Below are 24,500 nucleotides of genomic sequence, written 5' to 3'. Positions count from 1 at the left end.
ATTATCTTTGCTGATACTACAACGGGATCTCCCGTTATAGAGATAGGGTATTCGCAAGTGATTGTTGTTCATTGCCGTACCTGAAGAGGTTGATATGGCGACATGTTAACAAATTGAGGTGGTACCGCGAATGCTAAATAAGCTCTCGTCCTCAAGATGAATAATCTTGGGGGTGAGGGCTTTTTTTGTTTTTCTTTTTAATAAAAATGGAGGAGTGATCCAATTATGCATTGGGCATATCGAATAGCAGAAGAATTAATTAGAAAAAATCCAGATCGTGAGACTTTTGTTTGTGCGTCGGGCATTAGCCCATCCGGTTCCGTTCATATCGGGAATTTTCGTGAAGTGGTTACCACTTATTTTGTGGTGAGAGCATTGCAAAAGCTGGGAAAGAAAACACGTTTCATTTTTTCATGGGACGATTTTGATCGATTTCGTAAAGTACCTAAGAACGTGGACGCGTATTTTGAGAAATATATAGGCATGCCATACTCTGAGATTCCATGCCCGTTTGGATGCCACAATTCGTACGCAGAGCATTTTGAAAAAGAATTCGAGCAGTCATTGGGTCAGTTCGGCATCGTTCCTGAGTTTATCTACCAAAGCGAGGAGTACCAATCAAGAAGATACAATGCACAAATTGTCCACACTCTTCACAATCGCAAGCAAATATATGATATTCTCACGGCATTTAAAACAGGTGAACCGAGTGTTGAAGAGCGAGAGAGCTTTTATCCAATAAATGTGTATTGTGAAATTTGCAGAAAAGATACGGTATACGTTAAAGATTTTCAGAATGAAACACTGAAATATACATGTTCATGTGGTCATTCAAATTCTATTGAAGTCTCTGCTGCTACAAACATCAAGCTGAATTGGAAAGTGGATTGGCCGATGAGATGGATGACAGAGAACGTGGTGTTTGAACCAGGTGGGAGGGACCATTCCTCCGCTACTGGAAGTTACAGAGTTTCAAAGGAAATTGTTTCTGATATCTTTAACCATCATGCGCCAGAGTATGAACCGTATGATTTTATCAGCATTAAAGGCACCGGTGCTAAAATGTCGAGTTCTTCGGGAAACAATATCACGCCCGGAGAACTGTTGAAAATTTATACACCCGAAGTCATTCTTTTCATGTTTGCAAAATATCAGCCGAACTCTTCTTTTCATATCGGATTGGATGAAGATGTGATCCGAAACTATACGGAATATGAGAGGTATAGCCATGCTGAAGTAGGGCTGCTGAAAGAAGAGATAGGAGCTGCTCTGGAGTTGTCATCTATGACTTCTGTAACACGACGAGCGCCAAGGTTTAGTCATGTTGCGAGCATCTTACCGCTTGTAAATTTTGAAGCATCATTAGTGCGTGACGTATTGAGAAGAACAGGTGAGGAGTATACGTTGGAAGAGGTAAAAGAAGTTTGTGTCCGGGCGGAGTATTGGCTGAGAAACTGGTGTCCTGAGAGAGTGCTTCATGTTAATGAAGAAAAGAATTCAGAATACTTTGGTTCACTGACTGATACGGAGAAAGGGTGGCTTGAAGGATTTGTGAATGTTTTGCAAGATGAAGCTGGACTGCCAGATGACGAGCTGATGAGGAAAATATACGATGTTTGTCATGTGGATGATCAAAAAATGAAGAAAAACAACCAAAAAAGGTTGTTCAGCATTATCTATCAGCTTGTTTTGAACAGCAGCAGCGGTCCGCGCATACCGTTACTTCTTCATTCAGTAGGGAAAGAGCGGTTGATTGCTTTATTACGACAATGAATTAATGGTTCGAAATTATAATTTGTCCAATTCAAGTAATAATTTGTCCATTCTCTTCCATAATCTGTCCAATCTTGAGTGTAATCTGTCCAATCTCAAAATAGATTAAGGTGACGCCCCACCGGGAGCGTCACCTTTCCTCATGATTACTTCTTCAATTCTTGGCCCATGCCTTTCAAAAAGTGAAGACCAAAGCCAATCGCCCGGTTAATATCAGGGTCTTTCAGCGACTTCACAAGATCAAATGCTCCGATCTTTTTATCGCTCTCCACAAAATTTTCTCCTGATTTAACGCCAGTAACGACACTATCAAGCATCTTAGCCGTCACTTCAGGATCCATCTTCGTCAAAACGCCAGCAGCACCCATCAGGTTGTTGATCATATTCGTCACAGGTTCACGGGTTGCTTGGCCAAGTGCGATACTTGCAATCTTGTCTTTGGCGACAAGCATGGAGTTCGCCGCTTCCAATGCGCCGATCTTATCAAGCTCCCCTATAAAATCGAGCGCCTTTGTGAGCGCTGCATCTTTTTCTGCCAACGCTCTTTGCAGATCGGCGAGCTTTTCCTGCTGAATCTGTTCTTCGGTTTTTAGGTTCTTTTTTACAACGGTTGTTGGTTGTGCCATATGAAATTCGCCCCCTTACACTTCATCCGTCAGGTGAACATAGCCTGGACGGTTCCATTTTCTCTGAACTTCTACACCGTTCTGCGGATAACGTTTTTTATTTCTCGGATTGTTGCCAGGAAGCTTCACTTCACCTTCACGGCTGATGATCTCCATCCGTACTTTCGTCTGCTTGTAAGCTGGTGTATGTGTTCGGTGATCAACTGCTGGACCTGTTAAAAAGTTAATGGCAGTTTCGTTGTTTACCGAGTTCATCGGCAGATACAGCTCGTTGTTTTTCACACGATCGGTTACGAGTGCGTTCAACTTCACGGCTCCAAATGGTGATATCAATCGAACAACCGATCCGTCGATCACACCACGTTCTTCTGCAAGAGCAGGTGATACTTCAACAAACACATCTGGAACCTTGTGCTGAATCCCTTTTGATTTGTTCGTTAAGTTTCCTTCATGAAAATGTTCGAGCATGCGTCCGTTGTTGATATGAAGATCGAACTCTTCCGGAAACTCCGCTGGATGCATCCAGTCAGATAGTGCGAAACGAGCTTTTTTATCAGGGAAGTTAAAGCCTTCTGTGTAAAGAAGCGGTGTACTCTTTCCGCTAAAATCACCCCAAAGGAAGCTGCCCCAGCCTTCCAACACATCATAGTTTGCTTCACCAAAAAGTGGAGCCAGCCCAGCCATCTCTTCAAAAATTTCACTTGGATGACTGTAGTTCCAATCAGCACCCATTCTGATTGCGATGGCCTGAATGATCTCCCAGTCAGGTCGCGATCCGCCTGTTGTTGGCAGTGCTTGATACAAGCGTTGAACGCGGCGTTCTGTATTCGTAAACGTTCCTTCTTTTTCAAGAGAAGGAGCAGCTGGCAAGACAACGTCTGCGTACTGAGCGGTTTTCGTTAAAAAGATATCTTGAACAACGAAGAATTCAAGCTGACTCAGCATTTCATGAACGTGATTGGAGTTGGAATCCACTAAGGCCATATCTTCACCGACCAAGTACATCGATTTGATCTCGCCAGTACCGATTCCTTCGACCATTTGAATGTTGTCCTTACCAGGTTTGCTGTCAATCGTTACGCCATACGCTTTTTCAAACTTCGCACGAGCAATGTCATCGGTAATATGCTGATAACCTGGCAACCAAGCAGGAAGAGTTCCCATATCACATGCCCCTTGAACGTTGTTGTGGCCGCGTAATGGATAAGCGCCAGCACCAGGACGGCGATAGTTTCCGGTTGCTAATAGTAAGTTTGAGATGGCAGCAGACGTATCACTTCCGCCAGTGTTTTGCGTAACACCCATGCCCCAAAGGACACATGTGCCGTCGGCGTCACGAATCATTTTCGCTACATCAATGATCGTTTCTTGTGATAGACCTGTAATTTCTTCTGCGTATTCAAGTGTATATTTATCAAGTACTTCTTTAAATTCTTCTAAATAATGAACGTTCTCTTCAATAAATTTCTGATCATGCCAGCCTTTATCGATCATATACTTCGTAACGGCCATCAGCCAAACTTGATCTGTTCCTTGCTTCGGACTCATGAAAATATCAGAGCGTTCAGCAAGTTCGTGTTTGCGAAGATCAGCTACGATCAACTTTTGTCCATGAAGCTTATGCGCACGCTTCACGCGAGTGGCTAGAACGGGATGACCTTCTGTCGGGTTCGCACCAACAACGATCACGAGGCCTGCTTCCGCGATATCTTGAATCGTACCAGCATCACCACCCATACCAACCGTGCGGAACAATCCATCCGTTGCAGGAGACTGGCAATAACGGGAGCAGTTGTCCACGTTGTTCGTTCCAATGACTTGACGGGCAAACTTTTGCATCAAATAGTTTTCTTCGTTTGTAATTTTAGATGAAGAAACAAAACCAAGTGCGTTGCTGCCGTGCTTTTCTTTTATCGATGTCATCTTATCAGCAATCACGTTTAACGCTTCGTCCCAAGTAGATTCCACAAACACGCCGTCTTTTCGAATAAGCGGGGTAGTGAGTCGCTCTTCGCTATTTACAAAATCCCAGCCGAACTTTCCTTTTACACAAGTGGAGATCGCGTTTACAGGACCTTCACTTGGTTCCACTTTTAAAATCTTTCTGCCTTTTGTCCATACTTCGAACGAACAGCCAACACCACAGAATGTACAAACGGTCTTTGTCTTTTTCGTACGTGTTTCACGCATTGCTGCTTCCACTTCAGAGATAGCAAAAATACCACTATAGCCAGGTTCGACTTCTTTTACAAGTTCAACCATTGGCTCAAGCAGATCTTCTTTTAATCCCGTCATAAACCCAGCTTCACCAAGCATCGATTTTTCCATCAGGGCGTTACACGGACAAACCGTCACACACTGTCCGCAGCTGACACATGAGGAATCGTCGATACTCGATCCAGCATCCCAGATCACGCGAGGGCGTTCTCGTTCCCAGTCTATTGAAAGGGTTTCGTTCACCTGCAAATTTTGACACACCTCCACACACTGACCGCATGTGATACATTGATTTGCATCATATCTATAAAACGGGTGAGACATGTCAATATCAACCGGCTCTTCTTTTGGCGAGTAGGGAACTGATTGATGTTCAATTTCCATCAGCTCAGCTGTGTTGTGCAGCTTACAATTACCGTTGTTGTTATCGCAGACCGTGCAATAGAGAAGGTGGTTTTCGAGTAAGCGATCCATCGCCTGATTTTGCGCATCTTTCGCTCGTGTTGATGCTCGTTCGATACTCATGCCATCGAGCGCCATCGTAGAACAAGACCGCATCAGCTTGCCATTCACCTCAACGATACACGTATCACACGTTTCAATCGGATCCACTTGTGGTGTATAGCAGATTTGAGGATGAGAGAGTTCGTTTTTATTGATGATATCGAGAATGGACGTACCAAATGGGGCTTCATATGTTTTTCCGTCTATTGAAATTTGAATCATTTTATTCATATTGAATCTTCCTTTCGTTTGAAGATATAAAAAAAATCCACCACGAAAGCACAAATTCTATACACGTACAGAAAATGCGAGTTCATGGTGGAATAGTTTAATAGCAGAGCATGTTAAAGCTGACTATTTTGCCAATCCATCAAATTATGTAATTCGGTAAGAGAGAAGAAAAACAGCAACAACTAGATTTCTTCCAACTTTTCTCTTCTTATTATAGCGTTTACAATGTGAAAGGACAATAAGACTTGTAAACTCTCATTCGATTTTAATCACGTGCGAAAAGGAAGTGCATCATGTATGATTAGTAAAAAATGGAGAAACTGTGGTGATGATTCAAATGTCTAAGAAAGTGCATGATTTCAATGATATTATCCGTAAACTGCGAAAGAATCTGTTAGGAAAAGGACCTGAAAAAATTCATACAGTCTTTGTAGAAAACATGGCGATCTCAACCATGTACGGCAATCTAACGCCTACGGAAAAATTTATTGCCAGAACGGCAGAGGGCAAGGAAATGGTGCATGCTGCAAGAACACGCCTCATTCAAGACGTTTACGCAAAAGCACCGCCAGATGGGTTAGAAGATGTAACAGGAGCAAAGTTTGTTCATCTGTTTTCTGACTTTAAAGTGGATGAAGACATGGCCGTTTCCGTGTTTGTATTTGATAAACCGATTGCATAGAGTGGAGGTGATCTCATCATGAAGCCTGTTGTAACAAAGCGCAAAATTCTGCAGTTCAAGAATGGGGAGGCGTCCAGTGCGGAAGATACGATTGTAACCGAACTTCCGGTAACCATTAAGATCAATGGAGAAGAGTTCGTAACGATGGTGTGCAGCCCGGAATACATTGAGGACATGGTGGTTGGTTACCTCGCATCAGAAGGTATTATCCGAAACTATAAAGATATTAAAGACATATGGGTGCAAGAGGACGGAAGCTATGTTCATGTGACGACCGATCGGCTGAATCCTCTCTTTCGAAATCTGCAGAATAAAAGATACATAACGTCATGTTGCGGAATGAGCCGGCAAGGATTTGTATTCGCCAGTGACGCGCTGACGGCAAAATCGATGAATGATGTCCGAGTTAAGGTAACACCTCAGGACTGTTTCCGATTGATGCGAGAGATGCAGAGTGGAGCAGGTGTTTTTCAAGAAACAGGCGGTGTGCATAACGCTGCACTTTGTGATGTTAACGGAATCGTGCTGAGCCGAATGGACATCGGTCGGCATAATGCGCTCGATAAAATATACGGATACTGTTTAAGAAATAATATTTTCATAGGGAATAAGATTATAGTGTTTAGCGGCCGGATATCGTCGGAGATCTTGTTGAAGGTAGCGAAAATTGGCTGTGAGATCGTGCTGTCAAAATCCGCTCCAACGGAATTTGCGCTGCAATCGGCCGAAGAGCTTGGAATTACGACGGTTGGGTTTATCCGTGGGGGTTCTATGAATGTGTATACACGGCCTGAGAGGATTATTACGGAGTGAAGCTGCTGTTGTGCTATATCGATGGTTACATTGTTGAAGAATGCTAAAATCACATTTAGTCTTAGAGGTAACAGAATATAAAGAGAAGAGCAGTTCTGTAATCTCAGGGCTGTTTTTTTGCATTTTAAAAAGTTTATTTCTTAGTTCACACATTTAAAGGGAATATGGTATTTATGAAGAATTATCCAATTTAGCTGATATATTTTAACTAAGTTAGGAGCTAAACACATGGAGTCTATTACTAAAGCCAATGTTTCAGATGCTCCAGAAATCCACTCGTTGCAAAGATTAGCTTATATAAGTGAAGCCGAACTGTATGATAATTTCGAGATAGAACCACTTAAACAATCTGTTGGGGATGTAGAAAAAGCATTTGAACACAATATTGTTTTAAAATACATATATCACGGAAAAATTGTCGGTTCAGTGAGGGCGTATGAAAACGAAGGAATTTGTTATATAGGAAGATTAATGGTCCATCCAGATTTCCAAAACAGAGGGATTGGAAAAAAGTTAATGAAAGAAGTAGAGCTTATGTTTGCTCATTGTCGCTATGAATTGTTTACCGGCAGTAAAAGTGTGAAAAACATCTCTTTTTATGAGAAGTTAGGCTACAAGGGTTTTAAAACTCAAAAGTTAGATCGGGAAGAAACCGTCTTTTTATTCATGGAAAAGCAAGAATAGGTTATGATTGCGGGTTACAACAAGCCGAAAGAGACAAAAACTAGGCACAGAAGGCAGTTCTTTTTCTAAAGAACTGCTCTTCTGCTTCCTAATTATGTACTTGAAGTTTGTTTCCGCTAGGATCAAAAAAGTGAAAATAGAGATGTCCATTGTCTTCCTTTATCTCATCGACCTGTATTCCTTGTTCTTTGAAAGAGGAGTGAAGCTGTTGGATGTCAGAGGTGGTAAATGCCACAGAAAATTCACTCTGTCCGTTTACCGTAAAATGTCCTCGAGAGTTTTGGTCTGCTTTTACTAAGATTAATAGAGGACCTGATTGTAATTCTACAACGGCCAAGTCCTCGCTACGATGTTTTAATTGAAATCCTAAATGTTCGGTGTACCATTTAACAGATTCCTGGAGTTCTGTAACGGGCATTCTAAAATAATGCATTTCTTGAATAAGTGGCTGATTCATCTAAAATTCCTCCAAATGTTTCTTACCCGTTCATTCTCTATAAACCCGTAAAAACCTTCTAAAAGACCATTAGAATTAATAAAAGACTACCAGCTGCGTGCCTCCCATTGGTTTTCTTCTACGGCTAACGGTTTCATCTCACCGCTAGAATCTGTGCCATATACATCATCCACATACCACCCTCTGCCGTTTACAGATGCATCGGTTTGATAGAGGAAGCGAACCAACTTTGTTCCTTCAGGCAATTCTACTTTCTCATGAGTCCAGCTTTCTTCTTTTCCGGTAAAAGTGTCTGGCAGAGTCGTCCACGTTTCACCATCACTAGAAACCTGAAGAAGTCCTTTATCGCTGCCATCCTCGATGCTGAACCAGTTATTAAAATGAAGCGCACGCTGCTCTTCACCTACAGCAAACGTTAACCTTTTTTTCAAATTGTCACCATATCCAGCGAACCATGCGTTATCCTTACGCTCCAATGGTACAGAGATCGCATCACCAGTCAGCTGTGCAACTTTGCGTCGGATTGGATTCATGGAAACTGTGGCACGGGAAGGATGGACGCGGTTCGTTAATGTCAGAACAATCGTTTGATTTTTTGGTGACACGACCATGGATGTACCGGTATAGCCTGTGTGACCAAGTGTTTCTTCATTTCCAAGAGAATCCATGTACCAGCCTTGGTTCAATTCCCAGCCCAGTCCGTGAGAGTTGCTTGGGAACTGGGGAAGCTGATTTTCAGTTAACAAGCGAACTGTTTCAGGCTTCAAAATCTCCGTGCCGCCATATTTTCCTTTTTTTAGAATCATGTGGCCGAAAACTGCGAGATCACGAGCGGTTGAAAAAACGCCAGCGTGTCCAGCAACTCCATCGAGACTCCAGGCATTTTCATCGTGAACGCTTCCCCAAACCATGCCGCGGCCAATGTTTGGCTGATACTCTGTTGCTGCGACACGTTCACGAAGCTCAGCAGGAGGATTGTACATCGTGTCATTCATCCCAAGTGGTTCTGTAATGTTTTCTTTTACATACTCATCAAGACGCTGTCCAGTGAGACGTTCAACTAAAACGCCAAGTGTGATTAAGTTAAGGTCACTGTATGTATATGTCGTGCCAGGCTGTTTATTGAGTTTGTACTTAAGTGCGATCTGCAGGCGATTTTCACGGTTCGTTCCCATGTTATATAGCGGGATCCAAGCGACAAAGCCAGAAGTGTGCGTCATGATCTGTCTAATCGTTACATTCTCTTTTCCGTTTTCGTTGAACTCCGGAATGTATTTGCCTACAGGATCATCTAATTCAAACATTCCTTGTTCATACAGCTGCATTGCGGCGGTAGTGGTAAAGAGTTTGGAGATGGATGCGATGTCAAAGATCGTATCCTTCTTCATTTCAACAGGGTTGTCCATCTCGGTAAATTTGTCATCGGTGTAACGAGCTGAAAAGCCATATGCATCATGTTTTGCAATACTCCCGCTGCGCGCAACGAGTACAACAGCACCAGGCATCGTGCGTTTTTCCATCTCTTGTAAGATGAAATCATCAATCTGTTTAAGCGGCTCTCTTTTTAATGAAGCGCTTTCAGCGGTGCCCGGATGAAGAACAGCTGAAGAGGGAACAGGACGGTTCCAATCACCTGGTCTCACTTGGTTTTCTTTTGAAGAACCTTCAGCAAAAATGACTGGCGTTATACTGGATAATAGCATGGCAGTGCTTAGCATGGTACAAACTAAAACGCGTTTTCCTTTCATATGTCCGTCTCCTTATTCTGAAAATTCTTACACTTTATAACAGTAGCAATCCCAAAAAGGAGTGTCTATCACACAGAAGTCCTAAAAGGAAGTTATTACTTTATACACAGATAAGCAAATTGTTGGTAGTTTATTTGCAATTTTGATACCTTCTTTAAAAAGGAGGTTACGCAAAAATGACATCATTACAAAGTGAAATTGAAGCATATAAAGAAGTATTCAAATTAAAAGCACCTGAGGAAAAGCAAAGAATTATGCAGCAAGCAACAGATGAACTTGAAAAGTCAGGTATTGCTCAAGGCTTAACTGCAGGCGAGGTTGCTCCCGACTTTACATTGCCAGATTCGACAGGAAAAGAAGTGTCACTATCTGATCAATTGAAAAAAGGGCCTGTTATTCTAACATTTTATCGAGGTGGATGGTGTCCTTACTGCAATCTGGAATTAAAAGCCTACCAAAGAGAATTAACGTCGATCAAAAATGCAGGTGCTGCTCTTATTGCCGTTAGCCCTGAACTTCCAGATGCATCCTTAAGTACGAAAGAAAAAAACGAGCTGGAATTTATCGTTTTAAGTGACGAAAAGAATAAAGTAGCCAATCAATATAACCTAGTATTTAAACTGTCTGATGAATTGATAGAAGTATACAAAGATTCAGGTCTAGATATTCCAGGCCACAATGGAAATAATGATTGGGAGCTTCCGAAACCGGCAACCTTTGTTATTGATCCTTCAGGCAAGATTTTGTTTGCCGAAGTGGACTCCGATTACCGAAACCGAACAGAACCTTCAAAAGTGGTTGAAGTGGTAAAAAATTTTAAAGCATAAAGAAGCGAGAGAGACCGTTCTATTGTTGAGCGGTCTCTTTTATATGGATGATTAGAGGAACATTTTATCTTTTATCGAATGATTACAGTGGACAATATAGAAGGGAGACGACCATTTTGCTTTTACAGCTAACACCAGCATTTATTACCTTCCTCTTAACCGTTTTTATAGCACCACTGTTAATTTATACACTAAAAAAGTTAAAGCTTACACAACCCATTCGAGTGGAGCTTCCCTCCGATCATCAAGAAAAAAAGGGAACACCTTTAATGTTAGGAAGTGTGTTTTTTGTAGGAATTTTCGTGGCGCTTTATTATTACACGACAAGTCCAGTGATGCTCTTTCTTGTGGCAACGTTTATACTGTTTAGTTTTATTGGGTTCTTAGATGATTTTTGGAAAGCTTCAAAACAAGATCCTGGCGGGGTTTCAGGAAAGACAAAACTTAAATTTCAGTTTGCGTTCACCATTCTACTCTTATATATAGGCATCGACCTTTTTGAAATTGATACAAGCATACGGGTGACGGAATCACTGAACATTGTTCTTCCTTATATCATTTACCTTATTCTGATCACGCTGTTTATTGTAGGGACGGCGAACGCGATTAATTTTACCGATGGTATGGACGGGCTTCTTGGCATGGTGTCAATTCCTACATACTTCTTTTTCTTTGTAATCAGTGAGAATACGGAAGTGAAAGTCTTTTGTTTGGTGATGATTGCTACGATTCTAGGATTCTTAATCTATAACTTGTATCCGGCAAAAGCATTCATGGGGGATACGGGATCACTCGCTATTGGAGGAACCTTATCATTTCTTGCCATCATCGAAAACGTAGAAATTTTAATCCCAATTCTATTTATCATCTATCTTGCAGAACAGCTATCAGTCATCATTCAAGTGGCATATTTTAAACGAACGAAAAAGAAGCTGTTCCGTTTTACACCCATTCATTATCATTACGGCATTAAGTACGGATGGTCGGAAAACATGATCGTAACCGTATTCGCCATGATTTCTTGGGCAGCATGCGGCATTTGTTTAGTGTATTACGAGGTATTTATGTAGAAAGAGTGGCACATATCGTGTGTCACTCTCTTTTTTTAGTTTGTGTGTGTTTCTGGAGGGGATTACAGGCTTTTATGTAGTCTTAGAAAAGACACGGCTTCATCTATTTATAGAGTTGCTCCATATATTCACGTTAGCAAGCAACAATTTCACATTAATTTAAATAATTTCACATTAATTCATTTAATTTCACGTTAAATGAAATATATTCACGTTAACCATTTTTTTACAAATCCAAACAAAAAAGCCCACCTAAGTGAGCCTTCCTAACACATATTCCTACCAAATCTCCTCAGCCCACTCCGGGTGGTCAATGAATGGATTGCGGTTATGCTGGAACTGTTCATAAATGATGTTGTTTCGATTGCGTTCCCAGTTATCAACGGGATCCTCTAAGTGCCATTGCAGCAATACTGACATTTTTCCGTGATAAGGAGCGGTTCCGTTATTCACATTATTGTTCAGTTCAAGCTGAGGCTCACCGCTGTCTCCTTCATAGCGAACCGCCATGTAAAACAGCATACGCGCCACGTCACCTTTTACCGCATCACGAGGTTCCCATGAATCACTATCATAATAGTTGCCAAGAGCTTCAGAATGCTGTGTACCGCCGTTATCAAAATCAAGATTACCGCGGGAGCTGTTCACACTCACATCGGTTGGGCGAAGGTGATGAATGTCAGTGCCAGGACCCATCGTCGTTCCAAAATCACCATGAGATTTTGCCCACACGTGCTCACGGTTCCAATCGTTTACGTTGCCGCCGTTTGTTGTTTTGCTTTGTGAACGGCCAGTATAGAGCAGAATGACGTTATTGCTGTTGTTCGGATCTTGATCGGTTACTTTTAACGCTTCCCAAACTGCAGAATACGAAAGCTCTGTGTGGTCGTCGATGATGTTGTGAAGGGCGGTCTTTAATGCGGCACCCGTTTTCCCTTGAGCTGAATCATAATAGGACTCATCGTATGCTGGCGGATCGGTTGGATCAGTTGGTGGGTCAGTTGGTGTAGTACCCGATGTTTTTTCCATAGCTGTTGGATCTTTTAAACCAGCATGTGAAAAATAGGCAGTTAGATAACCTGTTACTTTAATTGATTGTCCTTTTAAACTAGGATTGGTTTTTAACCCAAACTGCGAACGGAAAGCAGACGGAATCTGAACGTAGACCATGTTTGCCGTGTTTGTTTCAGATGCACTGTCAGCCAAAGCCAATGCATAATCGTTAGGATAATTGCTCGTGACAACTGTTGTTGTCGCAGTTGGTTGTCCCACGACATAACCCTGTACGGTCTTTAAAGAATTGTTTTGATTGGAAATACTTTGAGAAACAGAATACGGACTCGACCAGGTACCGTCGCCAGCAGCCTGAAGAGTAGGGATGAATGCTAAAGAACTTACAACAAGAGCAATCACAACTGAAAAAAGCGAAAGGAAATTTTTGTTCTTGTGCCTTTTCATCATCAACGCCTCCATTATTTTATTTTTTATCCCTTGCAGCACAAACTACTAAATCCTGGTGAAACAGGTTTTATTCTACAATCTTTTTATTAACTTCATTTTACAGATATGTAAATCTACAAAACTAGCTACAAAGGGAGGAACTAATGAAGGCGCAAAAACAGTCGAAATGACCTAGAACATAATCTGATTTTTAATTTCCACTTACTTTCTTACTGCGTAGAACAGTAATAAAACCATCCAATATTTCATGGCTTACCGAAAATCCTTTACGTTGATAAAACTCCAGTGCATCATCATTCCCATTGGAAACATAGATAAAGTAATCTTCTACATCTTCAAATTTACGCAGCCAATTCATAGACATGTTAAAAAGGGTAGATCCGACACCATATTGTCTGTACTCTTTCTTGATATAAAACTGAGACAGGCAGCCGACCACTTCTTTATCAACTGAATTCATATCAAAAAAGGTAGCGAACTCACTCGAATACACTTCCTTCGGGGAAATGTTTGAATAGACATAACCCACAATTTCATCACCATCTTTTACAACTACAATAAAGTTATGCAGGGCCTTATATACAGAAGGAACCATGCGTGTTTCAAAGCTCATCGTGTCAAAGAGTTCAGGAGTTATGCTGGCTTTTGATTTTTGGTAAACCATTAGTTCATTGCAGAGGTCTCGACAAAGCTCCATGTCATGATCAGGAAGAATCTCATATTTTAAATCCATTTTCTTCACCCTCCTTGGAATTCGAATAGTTAATTACGCTATAATTTTATTACATAGAAAAGAGAAAACAAGTATGCAGTAATTTCTTACTAAGTCAGTAAAAACTGATTAAAGGAGTTTCGAGATGAATGATACAGGATACAAGAGGAAAGAAGATTGTCCGTTAACATTCGCACTTACCTTAATCGGGAGCAAATGGAGACTTCCGATCATATGGGCGTTGTGGAAAAATAAAACGCTGCGCTATAACGAACTGAAACGACATGTGGATGGTATCACCAACATGGTATTGTCTCAGTCATTAAAGGAAATGGAAAACCAGGGCTTGGTGATTCGTAAACAATACATGGAGATTCCGCCACGAGTGGAATATTCTTTAACAAAAGCTGGAGAGGATCTTGTTCCATCCCTCAAATCATTGGCAAAATGGGGGAAGAGAATGCAAGGGAAGGTGAAGAACGATGTCTGAATGTCCTCTGTGTAATGAAACGAACAATTGCGCGATTTCACTCGGCAACAAACCTGAGACATGCTGGTGTATGAACGTTACCATCGCTCCACAACTTCTTGAGAAAGCTGCTCCAGAAAGCAACACATGCATTTGCCAAAAATGTGTGGATGAATGGAATGAAAAGGGACGCTTCTGATAAAGAAGAGTCCCTTGTTCTCTATTAAAAATCTTTGTTTGTATTTCGTAATTTAATCATTTTTGACAATAACTCTTTTCCGATCTCCTCTTCAAATTCCCGATATAGGGGCTGCCACCGCTTTGCCCACTCTCGCTTTTCTTCATTTGTCAGGTAATGAATGTCAATAGAAGAGTTATCTTTAATCAAAGAAAGCTGTTCATCGTTCATTTTAAATGACTGTGTTTGATTCCAGCGTGTTGTTTCATCTAGAGCTTCTGAGATGATGGTTTGCTGATCATTCGTAAGTTTTGCCCAGAAATCTTCATTCATGATAACGGCATATCCTAGAAATCCATGATTGCTGATGGTGAGGTCACTTTGAACGTCAAAAAACTTTTTAGAATAAATGTTTGAGATAGTGTTTTCTTCACCGTTCAATTCTCTTGATTCCAACAATCGATATGTTTCATTAAAATCGAGTCCTATTGCTTTGGCACCTACTAACTCGAATTGTCTTTCAAGAACTGGACTTGGCATGATCCTTAGGCGTTGTCCTTTTAAATCAGAAGGTTGAACGATAGGGCCATCATTGGTAGTGATCTGTTTAAAACCATTTGTCCATAATGCTAGACCTTTCATGTTTCTCTCTTCTAAAGATCCAAGCAAAGTCTCACCAATTTCTCCGTTTAAAGCTTCGATAATGCTATCTCGCGTTGGCATCATATAAGGAAGGTCAAGCACTTGCCACTTGGAAGAAAAAGAACTTAGCTTTGTTGTTGCTGGAGCGATCATCTGAACATCACCACGCTGCAGCGCTTCAAGCTCTTCTTGGTCTGAATAAAGACCGCCATTTGGTATAACTTCTATCTTGATCTTGCCGGCTGATTTTTCGTTTACTCGTTGGGCAAACCGCTGTGCGGCAAGGCCTTTTGGGGTATTTTCAGCCACGACATGACTGAACTTAATTACCACTTGTTCACTTATGCCTTTTTGATCATCGTCATAGGGAAGCTTTCCTTCTGACAATTTTGTATGAAACCCGATCCAGACCGATGCTCCCAATCCGGCGAGCAGTATGAGCACAATCCCCATAAACGCTTTCATCATTCATACCCCATATCCGACACTTTTTTAATAGTCTAACATATTGAAGTTGGAATGATACAATAAGGACAAAAGGTATGCGAGGAGGTAAGTCTGAAGATGACGATGAAACGATTACCAATACGGACAAAAATCATGATACTCACATTTGGCATCGTATTTTATGCCATTATGATTGGCGGAATCGTTATTATCGGAAAAATCCTCGACATACAGGAAGAAGAGCTTGGCAAGCGGGCGATGATTACTGCCCGAACGATAGCACAGCTTCCAGAAGTGAAACAATACATACAGAAAAAAGAAGGCTGGAACGAAATAGAGCCAGCTGTTGAAAAAATACGCGTCATTAACGAAGCTGACTATATAGTGGCGATGAATATGGACCATGTTCGTTATTCCCATCCGGTGAAGGACATGCTTGGCACGAAGTCGGAAGGCAGTGACGAAGGAGCAGCATTTGCTGATCATACGTTTATATCAAAAGCGAAGGGTGAGATGGGGACAGCCGTCAGGGCATTTGTTCCTATAAAAAATGATAACTTGGAACAGATCGGCGTCGTAACAGTGGGTCATGTTATACCCGGTTTTAATGAAGTCGTGCATGACCTTATGGATGAGATGACTCTTATCTTTTTACTCGTCCTTTCATTCGGGGTGATCGGCTCATACTTGCTAGCACGTCACTTAAAACAGCAGATGTTTTATTTAGAACCTCACGAAATCGTTAGGATGCTTGAGGAGCGAACGGCTACCTTCAACTCTATGCATGAAGGTGTTATTGCAATAGATAATGGGGAACAGATCTCAATTTTTAATGAAAAAGCGAAAAGTATTTTTTCCGTAACTGGAGATGTGGTAGGAATGCCGATTCGAGAGGTCATACCAGATACACGTCTGCCTGAAATTATTGAACTTAGCCGTCCTGTGTACAATCAGGAAATACGGGTCAGCGGGAAAATTATAATGAGTAACCGAGTACCGATCAAAGTAAAAAACCAAATTGTTGGGGCTGTGGCTATCTTCCAAGACAGAACGGAAGTAGCGAAAATGGCAGAAGAACTGACGGGGGTAAAGGCGTTTGTAGAAGCTTTGCGTGTACAGAACCACGAACATATGAACAAGCTTCATACAATTGCTGGACTTCTACAGCTTGGTAAAATAAAAAAAGCGATGCAGTATGTTTTTCAAATATCAGAAGAAAAAGGTTCACTGACGCGTTTCCTCAATCAGCGTATCAAGAATGAAAGTTTAGCCGGTCTTTTATTAAGTAAAGTTGGCCGTGGGAAAGAACTTGGCATCAAAGTCGTAATCGACAGCGAGAGTCGGCTTGAACAATTTCCTGACCAGCTCGATCAGCATGACTTTGTGATGATTCTAGGGAATTTAATTGAGAACGCTTATGATGCTCTAAAAGGAATGGACGATGCAAGAATTGATGTTTCCATTGCGCAGGACTCAGAGATTTGTGCCATTCTTGTTGAAGACAACGGCAGCGGCATGAGTGAAGAAGTTCAAAATCATATCTTTGAAAGAGGATATACGACAAAAGGGAATTACGGATCAGGCATCGGTTTGTATTTGATTCAGCAGATTGTGGAAAAAGGAAAAGGGGGGATCGAAGTCACGTCTCATAAGAACCAAGGAACAAGCTTTGTGATTACGTTTCCGATGAATGACAGGGGTGAAGATGATGAGTGAGATTACGGTTCTGTTGATTGAAGACGATCCGATGGTACAGGAAATCAACAAGGCATTCATAGAAAAAGTAAAAGGATTCAAAGTGATAGCTACAGCATCAAACGGAACAGAAGGCCTTAAGCAAATTAAGAAGAAGAAACCAGAACTTGTCATGTTAGATATTTACATGCCTGAACAAGACGGGGTTGAAACACTGCAACAGATCAGAGTGGAAAAAATCCAAGTTGACGTGATTGTGATTACAGCTGCCAATGATCTTCAAACGATTCGATCGATGCTACAAAACGGTGCATTCGACTACATCATCAAACCGTTTAATTATGAGCGTATCCATAAGGCTTTGGAAAAATACCGAGCCTATCATTCAACCATTTCACCATCAGGCTCGGTTACACAAAAAGATTTAGACGATCTTTTCTTTTCTGAACAACAGCAGCTGAAGGCTTCCGTCGATCTTCCCAAAGGACTAAATGAACTTACTTTAAAACAAATTCAGAGCTTTTTACAAAATCAAACGGAAGAGAAATCGGCAGAGGAAGTAGCTGAAGGAATCGGAATCGCACGAGTCACTGCACGAAGATACCTGGATTATTTGGTGAAGAACGGAAGCATCACTATGGACATTCAATACGGGACAATCGGCAGGCCAGTCAACCGGTATCTCCTTAAAAAATAGTCGAGACCAAAAAGACCAAAACGTCCAATAAGTTCGTAATATTCTAACAATAGTATGAAAGCGTTATCATTATCTTACAAATGATAACGCTTTTTTATGTGTGAGCTGTGTGTAAATTGTGTGGGAATTGTATGGGGTCTGACCCCGGGTCAGACCCCATACAATTTAAGTTCATTTTCGAATTCGAAAGGAGAAGAATAATGAAAAGGATATTTAAGAACTTAACGTTTCAGGTATTAACGGCTATTGCAGTTGGTGTGCTTGTTGGACTCATCTGGCCGGAAGTAGGCAAACAGATGAAACCTGTAGGAGATACATTTATTAACGCTGTTAAGATGGTTATCGCTCCGATCATTTTCTTAACGATCGTACTCGGTATTGCAAAAATGGGTGATATGAAAAAAGTAGGTAAGGTCGGAGGAAAAGCATTTATTTATTTTGAAATTGTCACAACGCTTGCTCTCGTTATCGGTCTGATCGTTGTTAACGTGTTAAAACCAGGAGCTGGCTTAGACTTTGATAAGCTTGAAAAAGGGGATGTATCACAATACACATCTGAGGAAGGCGGAAAGATCGACTGGATTGAGTTTGTGACACACATCGTTCCGAGCAATATGGTAGATGCGTTCGCAAAAGGCGATATCCTTCAAGTTCTGTTCTTCTCCATTTTGTTCGGTGTAGGGCTTACTGCACTCGGGGCCAGCGGGAAGATCATTATTGAGTTCTTTGAAAAATTACTTAATGTCTTTTTCAAGATTGTCGGTTACATCATGAAAGCTGCTCCACTAGGCGCATTCGGAGCGATGGCGTTTACAATTGGAAACTATGGCCTTGAGTCACTTGTTCCGCTCGGTAAATTGATGATCGCTGTGTATACTACGATGTTTTTCTTCGTTTTCATCGTATTGAACTTGATTTGTAAGATGTACGGCTTTAGTCTTTGGAAGTATTTGAAGTTTATAAAAGATGAGCTTTTAATCGTTTTAGGGACAAGCTCTTCAGAATCTGTGCTGCCACGAATGATGAATAAGATGGAAAAGTTCGGCTGCTCGAAATCAGTTGTTGGTCTTGTTATTCCAACAGGATATTCATTCAACTTAGATGGAACATCGATTTACCTTTCGATGGCGGTTGTATTCTTAGCACAAGTTTTCGGCATTGACTTGAGTTTGACGCAGCAGCTAACGATCATCGCTGTATTGATGCTAACATCCAAAGGAGCTGCAGCTGTTACAGGTGGCGGATTCATAGTCCTCGCTTCAACCTTAACAGCCATGCAGGTTATTCCAGTTGAAGGATTGGCGCTGCTATTGGGAGTTGACCGTTTTATGAGTGAAGCCCGTGCGATTGTAAACTTGATCGGTAACGGAATCGCTACAATCGTTGTTTCAAAAAGTGAGAATGAATTTGATGAGGGTAAAAGTGAAGAAGCAATTCAGGAAATGTACGAAAACAGAAAGATTGCGGTCTAACACAAAACGAGCTTTGGTCAGAACAGACTAAAGCTCTTTCTTTTTGATATGATTTAGAAAAATGTAGGTGGAAGGAGATGACGTATGATTTGTAAAATGCTCAATATCAAGTATCCGATCATACAGGCTGGTATGGCAGGCGGGCCGACGACACCGGAATTAGTCGCGGCAGTCAGTGAGGCGGGTGCTCTAGGAACGCTCGGTGCTGGATACATGACTCCTCAACAAATAAGTGAAGCCATTCGTGATATTCAGGTGTTAACAGAGGCACCTTTTGCAGTAAATTTGTTTCTTCCACAGAGTTACGAAATGGATGAGGAATCTATTTTAAAGATGCAGCAACATTTGAATAAATACCGGTCGAGACTTGGAATTCCAGAATTGAACAAAGTCCCAAAAATAAAGGATCTCTTTGAAAAACAACTAGAAATAGTAGTGGCATCTGGTGTTAAGATTGTTAGTTTTACATTTGATGCACCACAAAAGAGTTTAGTAGATCAGCTTCACGCGTCAGGCATTACCGTGATTGCTACTGCAACAACAGTAAAAGAGGCGGTAGTGCTGGAATCTTGTGGGGTGGATGTAATCGTCGCGCAAGGAAGTGAAGCAGGTGGTCACAGAGGGACATTTTTAGATGTTAAAAATGAAGCAATGATTGGAACGATGGCCTTGGTCCCACAAGTTGTTGACGCGGTGAGCTGTCCTGTAGTTGCCGCTGGTGGCATTATGGATGGCAGGGGAATGGCAGCAGGACTGACGTTAGGTGCATCCGCCGTTCAACTCGGTACCGCATTTTTAACTGTAAAGGAAAGCGGTGCGAACGAGATTCATAGACAAGCGATTTTAGCGAGTTGTGACACAGACACGAAAATCACAAAAGCTTTTTCAGGCAAAAGTGCGAGAGGGTTTAAGAATGAGATGATGCTAGAGTTGGAGACTCATGGTGGTGTATTGCCGACGTATCCCGTCCAGCACGTTTTAACTTCTGATATTAGAAAAGAAGCTGGTCGGCAAGGAAATAAAGAGATGATCTCCATGTGGGCGGGGCAGGCATCGGCGTTAGCTCAAGTGAGATCAGCAGGTGAGTTGGTGGAAAGTCTTGTGGAAGAATTTGATGGTGCGCTCAGGAAAGGGGCATTGAAATTAAACCAAACATAAACTTAGCGATGTCGATTATGTCTGAATTTGTAGACTTGTGGATATTTCAATAAAACTTCTGGATATGTGCACCAATCTCGTGGAATGAAATGCGATTCATGTTGATTCAACAGAAAAACTTTTGTCTTCATTCTTTAGAGTTAAGCCAAACGGAGACAGATCTGGTCTTTATTCATCCATTTCAGAATAAGTTTTGTATAAGCCTTACAAAATTTAAGGAATGGGGTGGAAATCATGGATTTTATGACCGATTTTGCGCCGTATGTTGGTTTAGCTGTGATTTTATATGCGATTCGTCAGACAGAAAGATTTTCTAATAAGTATATTCCCATAGTGGCTGTCGTGCTGGGTGTCTTATACGCCTTTTGGGAAGCGGGCGGTGCAACACCAGAAGCTACATTGGTCGGATTGAAATATGCGTTGCTCGGGATAGGCACGGTCGCAGGGATTAAATATTCTATAGAAAACAAACTAACAAAGTAAGGAAATGTAAGGCAGTGCTGTTTTAATTGGCATTGCCTTTTGTTATACAATAAACGCAAAATACATAAACAAATATTATACAAGTGTTTAACATATATCATATAAGGGTACTGTAAAAATAATCTAGTATAAAGGGTGATGCTGTTATGAAATTGAAAAGAGACATTGAGGGAAATGTATTAGAACAAATATTAAAAAAAGATCCCAAAGCCTTAAAACAAATGGTCCATTCATACAGCACATTACTTTTTCAGGTTGCCTTCCGAATTACAGGGAATAAGCGAGCCGCTGAGCAAGTTTTATGCGAAGTATTTCGTGATCTTTGGGAGAACCCCGTTCATTATGAGAAATCGAAGGATAGTTTCCTATCAAGCTATTTAATAAAACTTTGCAAATTAAAGTGTGTAAATCGAGAAGAGTTACACATCACAAAATTATTATCTAAAAAGTCTAAAAATTATATTGCGAATAATGCAACCATCTGATAACATTAAAATCGCTTACAACTAATGCCCATAGGATAAATGGAAAATATGCATGATCTGCACATTTTCTATTTCAATATTAATGGTGAATGAACTCTCTGCACGAGTATGTAGAGATTTTAGGCAACATTCTTAAAGGACTTATTTAATGAATAAGTACTTTTGGATGTTGTCTTTTTATTTGGTTTACATTAGGGTAAGTTTCATGAAAGTTTAACCATATTAACTTTTTAGGGGGATGTACGGATGAGAAAGACAAAGAATCGCTGGCTCATTGCGTTATCAGCGGTTGGAATTCATATTTCCATCGGTTCTGTTTATGCATGGAGCAACTTCACGAATCCATTGATTGAAAAGTTCGGATGGTCCGCTTCACAAGTACAGATGACGTTCAGTATTGCAATTTTATTCTTAGGTTTATCGGCCGCCTTTCTAGGTCACTTTGTTGAAAAACATGGTCCAAGAAAAGCTGGTTTACTCGCAGCCATTTTCTTTGGACTTGGTATCGCGGGATCAGGAATAGCAGTCAACTTAGGCTCATTAACGATGCTGTACATATTTTATGGAGTGCTCGGCGGTATTGGTCTTGGTGTTGGTTATATCGCTCCCGTTTCCACACTTATAAAATGGTTCCCCGATCGACGTGGTTTAGCGACTGGACTTGCTATCATGGGGTTTGGGTTCGCAGCAGCAATCAGTTCTCCGATCATGGATGCATTGATTAAGTCAGTTGGAGTAGCAAACACGTTCTTCATTCTAGGTATTGCTTATTTTGCAGTCATGACATTATCATCACTTTATTTGGAAAAACCAGAAGAAGGCTGGCTGCCGGCTGGATTTAAAGAGAATGTAGAAAGCGGCAAGGTGAAGATTAAGAAAGATCTTTCACAGCTTACGGCAAATGAAGCCGTAAAAACAAGACGTTTCTATTATCTGTGGATCATGTTATTTATCAACGTAACGTGCGGTATTGCTATTCTTTCTGCAGCAAAACCACTTGCAGAAGAAAGTATAGGGCTAACAACAGCGGAAGCAGCAGCTCTTGTTGGGGTATTAGGTTTGTTTAACGGTTTTGGACGTATCGGCTGGGCATCAGTATCCGATTATATCGGACGGCCTAACACATACACAACGTTCTTCGTATTGCAGATCGCTCTATTTTTCTTTTTGCCGCAAACATCATCATCGATTCTTTTCCAAGTGATGCTAGCGGTCGTTTACACGTGCTATGGAGGAGGATTTGCCTCTATCCCAGCCTTTATCGGCGATTTGTTTGGAACGAAACAAGTTGGTGCGATTCATGGTTACATCTTAACGGCTTGGGCAGCAGCAGGTCTTGCGGGTCCACTTTTCGCTGCTTGGATTAAAGACACTACGGGTTCGTACGCAAACAGCTTAACGTTCTTCTCAGGCTTGTTTGTTGTCGCTCTTGTCGTCTCAATTTTAGTCCGCTTTGATATGAAACGGCTAGAAGCGAAACAAGAAAAGTCAGTGGCGTAACTTTTAATATGATGAAAATGCAGTGTCTTCATTAACGGGAAGGCGCTGTTTTTTATTAAAACCATATGATTTGATTTTTTATGGTAAAGTTAAAAATGGAACAAAAATACATATCCAAGGGGAAAACATGACAAACAAATCTGTAGAAATCACAGAATTAAACGCAGAAAATTGGTACGAATGCTGTTCATTAGAAGTTGAAGAAAATCAAGCGAGTCATATTGAACCTAATGCTGTTTCAATCGCACAATCAAAATTCGAGCCGAACTTAAAGCCTTATAGCATCCGTTATGGTGGCGAAACAGTAGGATTCCTTATGTTCAATACTGTGGAAGAAGAGCTCGATGGCTATTGGATCTACCGCATTATGATCGATAAGAACCACCAGCAAAAAGGTATTGGAAAAACGGCTGCACAGTTAATGATTGATGAAATGAAAACGAAGCTGAATGCTAAAAGAATTGTTGTTGGATATCACCCTGAAAATACAGGCGCTCACGAGTTGTATAGAAGTTTAGGATTTGTCGATAACGGAGACCGATTCGGAAAAGAAATGGCTGTTGTGCTTGAGGTTTAAAGCATATTTAATGATTTGACGAAAACTTCTGAAATCTTATGTTACCCACAAGTTTCTACTGTTGCTATTCGAATAATTAATGTTGAGTACAAGAGATATATGTAAATGATAGGACTTCATTTTATGAATGGAGTTCTTTTTGTTTGGTTTCATCCATAGAGGGAACGTTTGTTTAAGAAGGAGTGAATATACAGATGAGAAGATCAGAGCGCAACAAGTCAAAAAAGAGAAATGTAGTACTGTTCAGCGCATTAGGTGCCGTTCTTTTAGCTCTATTGTTTTTGCCGAAAGATGCATTACTAATGGGTAATGAAGAGGAACCTGTTAAAGAAAAAGTAAGTAAAGAACCAAAACATAAAGTCGTTAAGCTTCAGCCAGATAACGAGAGTGCATATGAAGAAGATGAGAAAGAAGCTAAAGAATCTGCTGAAGAGGAAACAACGGAGAAACAAGAGCCTTCTAAAGAAATTGGCATAGATCCTGATAAAGAAGCGGATAAAAAAGAAGCGGCAGAAAAAGCGAAGAAAGCTGAAGAAGCTGAAAAGAAAAAGCAGCAAGCTTCTGGTGGCGAGCCTGTTCTGAACAAGCCGATTGGAACATCTCAAAAAGGTCCACACACATCTAGCTATGATGAAGGCAGTGTGGACTGGAACGAAAAACTGAAGGCCATTCGTTTGGCAACTGGACTTGATGAAAATATGACTGTATGGAAAATCGCTAATGGCGGCGGACCACAGAAGTCAGTGGCAGAAGTGAGCCCGAACAAACAGCCAAATGAGAGATATACCGTTAACCTCGAGTGGGTAGATCAAAAGGGCTGGATGGTCACGAGTGTGCAGAAGTAAACTGGTGATATTCTCAAGTGGACAGTAACACTCTAATGTCCTGCAGA

General features: G+C 41.1%; 24 protein-coding genes and 1 other annotated feature (1 of these 25 cut by a window edge). Of the genes, 17 read left to right on the top strand and 7 right to left on the bottom strand.

The features are described 5' to 3' along the window. Positions 1-156, top strand: a binding site (T-box leader) (it extends 120 nt beyond the left edge of the window). Between the two features lie 69 nt (positions 157-225). Further along, positions 226-1,773 carry a lysine--tRNA ligase gene (gene lysS, locus QUF49_RS15405; RefSeq protein WP_289496532.1) on the top strand — a complete coding sequence of 516 codons (1,548 nt, stop codon included), beginning with the start codon at positions 226-228 and terminating at the stop codon, positions 1,771-1,773. 146 nt (positions 1,774-1,919) lie between these two features. Here lysS and QUF49_RS15400 read toward each other — a convergent pair whose 3' ends face one another. Together QUF49_RS15400 and fdhF are read right to left on the bottom strand one after the other, a co-directional pair. After that, on the bottom strand, positions 1,920-2,399 hold the full coding sequence (locus tag QUF49_RS15400; RefSeq protein WP_289496530.1) for a DUF1641 domain-containing protein: 480 nt from the start codon (positions 2,397-2,399) through the stop codon (positions 1,920-1,922). A 15-nt stretch (positions 2,400-2,414) separates the two neighbouring features. Continuing rightward, positions 2,415-5,342 carry a formate dehydrogenase subunit alpha gene (gene fdhF / locus QUF49_RS15395; RefSeq protein WP_289497676.1) on the bottom strand — a complete coding sequence of 976 codons (2,928 nt, stop codon included), beginning with the start codon at positions 5,340-5,342 and terminating at the stop codon, positions 2,415-2,417. Positions 5,343-5,688: 346 nt separating this feature from the next. On the opposite strand from fdhF, the gene QUF49_RS15390 reads away from it, so the two are divergent. From QUF49_RS15390 to QUF49_RS15380, 3 genes are all read left to right on the top strand, one after another. After that, entirely contained in the window at positions 5,689-6,033 is a 345-nt protein-coding gene (locus QUF49_RS15390; protein WP_289497675.1) for a DUF2294 domain-containing protein, read from the top strand. Positions 6,034-6,051: 18 nt separating this feature from the next. Continuing rightward, positions 6,052-6,846, top strand: coding sequence for a formate dehydrogenase accessory sulfurtransferase FdhD (fdhD, locus tag QUF49_RS15385; RefSeq protein WP_289496529.1), 795 nt, complete (start codon positions 6,052-6,054; stop codon positions 6,844-6,846). 228 nt (positions 6,847-7,074) lie between these two features. Further along, positions 7,075-7,530, top strand: coding sequence for a GNAT family N-acetyltransferase (locus tag QUF49_RS15380; protein ID WP_289496528.1), 456 nt, complete (start codon positions 7,075-7,077; stop codon positions 7,528-7,530). Between the two features lie 88 nt (positions 7,531-7,618). On the opposite strand, the gene QUF49_RS15375 is transcribed toward QUF49_RS15380, so the two are convergent. Further along, positions 7,619-7,987 carry a VOC family protein gene (locus QUF49_RS15375; protein WP_289496527.1) on the bottom strand — a complete coding sequence of 123 codons (369 nt, stop codon included), beginning with the start codon at positions 7,985-7,987 and terminating at the stop codon, positions 7,619-7,621. A gap of 86 nt (positions 7,988-8,073) precedes the next feature. Continuing rightward, complete coding sequence (locus QUF49_RS15370; RefSeq protein WP_289496526.1) at positions 8,074-9,735, bottom strand: serine hydrolase domain-containing protein; 1,662 nt, start codon at positions 9,733-9,735, stop codon at positions 8,074-8,076. Positions 9,736-9,911: 176 nt separating this feature from the next. On the opposite strand from QUF49_RS15370, the gene QUF49_RS15365 reads away from it, so the two are divergent. Continuing rightward, entirely contained in the window at positions 9,912-10,562 is a 651-nt protein-coding gene (locus QUF49_RS15365) for a peroxiredoxin-like family protein (protein ID WP_289496525.1), read from the top strand. A 47-nt stretch (positions 10,563-10,609) separates the two neighbouring features. Further along, positions 10,610-11,632 (top strand): phospho-N-acetylmuramoyl-pentapeptide-transferase, encoded by a 1,023-nt coding sequence (mraY, locus tag QUF49_RS15360; RefSeq protein WP_289496524.1) that lies wholly within the window; start codon positions 10,610-10,612, stop codon positions 11,630-11,632. Between the two features lie 279 nt (positions 11,633-11,911). On the opposite strand, the gene QUF49_RS15355 is transcribed toward mraY, so the two are convergent. Continuing rightward, positions 11,912-13,090, bottom strand: a complete 1,179-nt coding sequence (locus QUF49_RS15355) for an endonuclease (protein WP_425590500.1) — start codon at positions 13,088-13,090, stop codon at positions 11,912-11,914. A gap of 193 nt (positions 13,091-13,283) precedes the next feature. Continuing rightward, entirely contained in the window at positions 13,284-13,826 is a 543-nt protein-coding gene (locus QUF49_RS15350; protein ID WP_289496522.1) for a GNAT family N-acetyltransferase, read from the bottom strand. 124 nt (positions 13,827-13,950) lie between these two features. Here QUF49_RS15350 and QUF49_RS15345 point away from each other — a divergent pair, with 124 nt between their 5' ends. Next, positions 13,951-14,295, top strand: a complete 345-nt coding sequence (locus tag QUF49_RS15345) for a winged helix-turn-helix transcriptional regulator (protein WP_289496521.1) — start codon at positions 13,951-13,953, stop codon at positions 14,293-14,295. Further along, positions 14,288-14,473 carry a cysteine-rich CWC family protein gene (locus QUF49_RS20820; protein ID WP_353958310.1) on the top strand — a complete coding sequence of 62 codons (186 nt, stop codon included), beginning with the start codon at positions 14,288-14,290 and terminating at the stop codon, positions 14,471-14,473. The genes QUF49_RS15345 and QUF49_RS20820 overlap by 8 nt, the downstream gene beginning before the upstream one ends. Positions 14,474-14,497: 24 nt before the next feature. Here QUF49_RS20820 and QUF49_RS15340 read toward each other — a convergent pair whose 3' ends face one another. Further along, positions 14,498-15,559, bottom strand: coding sequence for a DctP family TRAP transporter solute-binding subunit (locus tag QUF49_RS15340; RefSeq protein ID WP_289497674.1), 1,062 nt, complete (start codon positions 15,557-15,559; stop codon positions 14,498-14,500). Positions 15,560-15,658: 99 nt separating this feature from the next. Here QUF49_RS15340 and QUF49_RS15335 point away from each other — a divergent pair, with 99 nt between their 5' ends. The 9 genes from QUF49_RS15335 (at position 15,659) to QUF49_RS15295 (ending at position 24,453) form a co-directional block, all read left to right on the top strand. After that, entirely contained in the window at positions 15,659-17,257 is a 1,599-nt protein-coding gene (locus tag QUF49_RS15335) for an ATP-binding protein (protein WP_289496520.1), read from the top strand. After that, positions 17,250-17,933: a response regulator gene (locus QUF49_RS15330; RefSeq protein WP_289496519.1), complete on the top strand. Its 684-nt coding sequence runs from the start codon at positions 17,250-17,252 to the stop codon at positions 17,931-17,933. Before QUF49_RS15335 ends, QUF49_RS15330 begins: the two co-directional genes overlap by 8 nt. 200 nt (positions 17,934-18,133) lie before the next feature. Next, positions 18,134-19,405, top strand: a complete 1,272-nt coding sequence (dctP, locus tag QUF49_RS15325) for a C4-dicarboxylate transporter DctP (RefSeq protein ID WP_289496518.1) — start codon at positions 18,134-18,136, stop codon at positions 19,403-19,405. 84 nt (positions 19,406-19,489) lie between these two features. Then, positions 19,490-20,563 carry an NAD(P)H-dependent flavin oxidoreductase gene (locus QUF49_RS15320; protein ID WP_289496517.1) on the top strand — a complete coding sequence of 358 codons (1,074 nt, stop codon included), beginning with the start codon at positions 19,490-19,492 and terminating at the stop codon, positions 20,561-20,563. A 234-nt stretch (positions 20,564-20,797) separates the two neighbouring features. Further along, positions 20,798-21,046: a phage holin family protein gene (locus QUF49_RS15315; protein WP_066236325.1), complete on the top strand. Its 249-nt coding sequence runs from the start codon at positions 20,798-20,800 to the stop codon at positions 21,044-21,046. 146 nt (positions 21,047-21,192) lie between these two features. Continuing rightward, positions 21,193-21,531 (top strand): RNA polymerase sigma factor, encoded by a 339-nt coding sequence (locus QUF49_RS15310; RefSeq protein ID WP_289496516.1) that lies wholly within the window; start codon positions 21,193-21,195, stop codon positions 21,529-21,531. A 246-nt stretch (positions 21,532-21,777) separates the two neighbouring features. Next, positions 21,778-23,031 carry an L-lactate MFS transporter gene (locus QUF49_RS15305; protein ID WP_289496515.1) on the top strand — a complete coding sequence of 418 codons (1,254 nt, stop codon included), beginning with the start codon at positions 21,778-21,780 and terminating at the stop codon, positions 23,029-23,031. 127 nt (positions 23,032-23,158) lie between these two features. After that, complete coding sequence (locus QUF49_RS15300) at positions 23,159-23,608, top strand: GNAT family N-acetyltransferase (RefSeq protein ID WP_289496513.1); 450 nt, start codon at positions 23,159-23,161, stop codon at positions 23,606-23,608. Positions 23,609-23,802: 194 nt separating this feature from the next. Continuing rightward, a complete protein-coding gene (locus QUF49_RS15295; protein ID WP_289496512.1) occupies positions 23,803-24,453 on the top strand; it encodes a YrrS family protein in 651 nt (216 codons plus the stop codon). Positions 24,454-24,500 lie beyond the last annotated feature (47 nt).

This window comes from Fictibacillus sp. b24 (assembly GCF_030348825.1).
Lineage (GTDB): Bacteria > Bacillota > Bacilli > Bacillales > Fictibacillaceae > Fictibacillus.
This window is presented reverse-complemented; position numbering and strand designations above follow the sequence as displayed.

Coding starts and splice junctions, on each gene's coding strand:
- lysS (WP_289496532.1), top strand. CDS start 226: ATGCATTGGGCATATCGAATAGCAGAAGAATTAATTAGAAAAAATCCA.
- QUF49_RS15400 (WP_289496530.1), bottom strand. CDS start 2,399: ATGGCACAACCAACAACCGTTGTAAAAAAGAACCTAAAAACCGAAGAA.
- fdhF (WP_289497676.1), bottom strand. CDS start 5,342: ATGATTCAAATTTCAATAGACGGAAAAACATATGAAGCCCCATTTGGT.
- QUF49_RS15390 (WP_289497675.1), top strand. CDS start 5,689: ATGTCTAAGAAAGTGCATGATTTCAATGATATTATCCGTAAACTGCGA.
- fdhD (WP_289496529.1), top strand. CDS start 6,052: ATGAAGCCTGTTGTAACAAAGCGCAAAATTCTGCAGTTCAAGAATGGG.
- QUF49_RS15380 (WP_289496528.1), top strand. CDS start 7,075: ATGGAGTCTATTACTAAAGCCAATGTTTCAGATGCTCCAGAAATCCAC.
- QUF49_RS15375 (WP_289496527.1), bottom strand. CDS start 7,987: ATGAATCAGCCACTTATTCAAGAAATGCATTATTTTAGAATGCCCGTT.
- QUF49_RS15370 (WP_289496526.1), bottom strand. CDS start 9,735: ATGAAAGGAAAACGCGTTTTAGTTTGTACCATGCTAAGCACTGCCATG.
- QUF49_RS15365 (WP_289496525.1), top strand. CDS start 9,912: ATGACATCATTACAAAGTGAAATTGAAGCATATAAAGAAGTATTCAAA.
- mraY (WP_289496524.1), top strand. CDS start 10,610: ATGATTAGAGGAACATTTTATCTTTTATCGAATGATTACAGTGGACAA.
- QUF49_RS15355 (WP_425590500.1), bottom strand. CDS start 13,090: ATGAAAAGGCACAAGAACAAAAATTTCCTTTCGCTTTTTTCAGTTGTG.
- QUF49_RS15350 (WP_289496522.1), bottom strand. CDS start 13,826: ATGGATTTAAAATATGAGATTCTTCCTGATCATGACATGGAGCTTTGT.
- QUF49_RS15345 (WP_289496521.1), top strand. CDS start 13,951: ATGAATGATACAGGATACAAGAGGAAAGAAGATTGTCCGTTAACATTC.
- QUF49_RS20820 (WP_353958310.1), top strand. CDS start 14,288: ATGTCTGAATGTCCTCTGTGTAATGAAACGAACAATTGCGCGATTTCA.
- QUF49_RS15340 (WP_289497674.1), bottom strand. CDS start 15,559: ATGAAAGCGTTTATGGGGATTGTGCTCATACTGCTCGCCGGATTGGGA.
- QUF49_RS15335 (WP_289496520.1), top strand. CDS start 15,659: ATGACGATGAAACGATTACCAATACGGACAAAAATCATGATACTCACA.
- QUF49_RS15330 (WP_289496519.1), top strand. CDS start 17,250: ATGAGTGAGATTACGGTTCTGTTGATTGAAGACGATCCGATGGTACAG.
- dctP (WP_289496518.1), top strand. CDS start 18,134: ATGAAAAGGATATTTAAGAACTTAACGTTTCAGGTATTAACGGCTATT.
- QUF49_RS15320 (WP_289496517.1), top strand. CDS start 19,490: ATGATTTGTAAAATGCTCAATATCAAGTATCCGATCATACAGGCTGGT.
- QUF49_RS15315 (WP_066236325.1), top strand. CDS start 20,798: ATGGATTTTATGACCGATTTTGCGCCGTATGTTGGTTTAGCTGTGATT.
- QUF49_RS15310 (WP_289496516.1), top strand. CDS start 21,193: ATGAAATTGAAAAGAGACATTGAGGGAAATGTATTAGAACAAATATTA.
- QUF49_RS15305 (WP_289496515.1), top strand. CDS start 21,778: ATGAGAAAGACAAAGAATCGCTGGCTCATTGCGTTATCAGCGGTTGGA.
- QUF49_RS15300 (WP_289496513.1), top strand. CDS start 23,159: ATGACAAACAAATCTGTAGAAATCACAGAATTAAACGCAGAAAATTGG.
- QUF49_RS15295 (WP_289496512.1), top strand. CDS start 23,803: ATGAGAAGATCAGAGCGCAACAAGTCAAAAAAGAGAAATGTAGTACTG.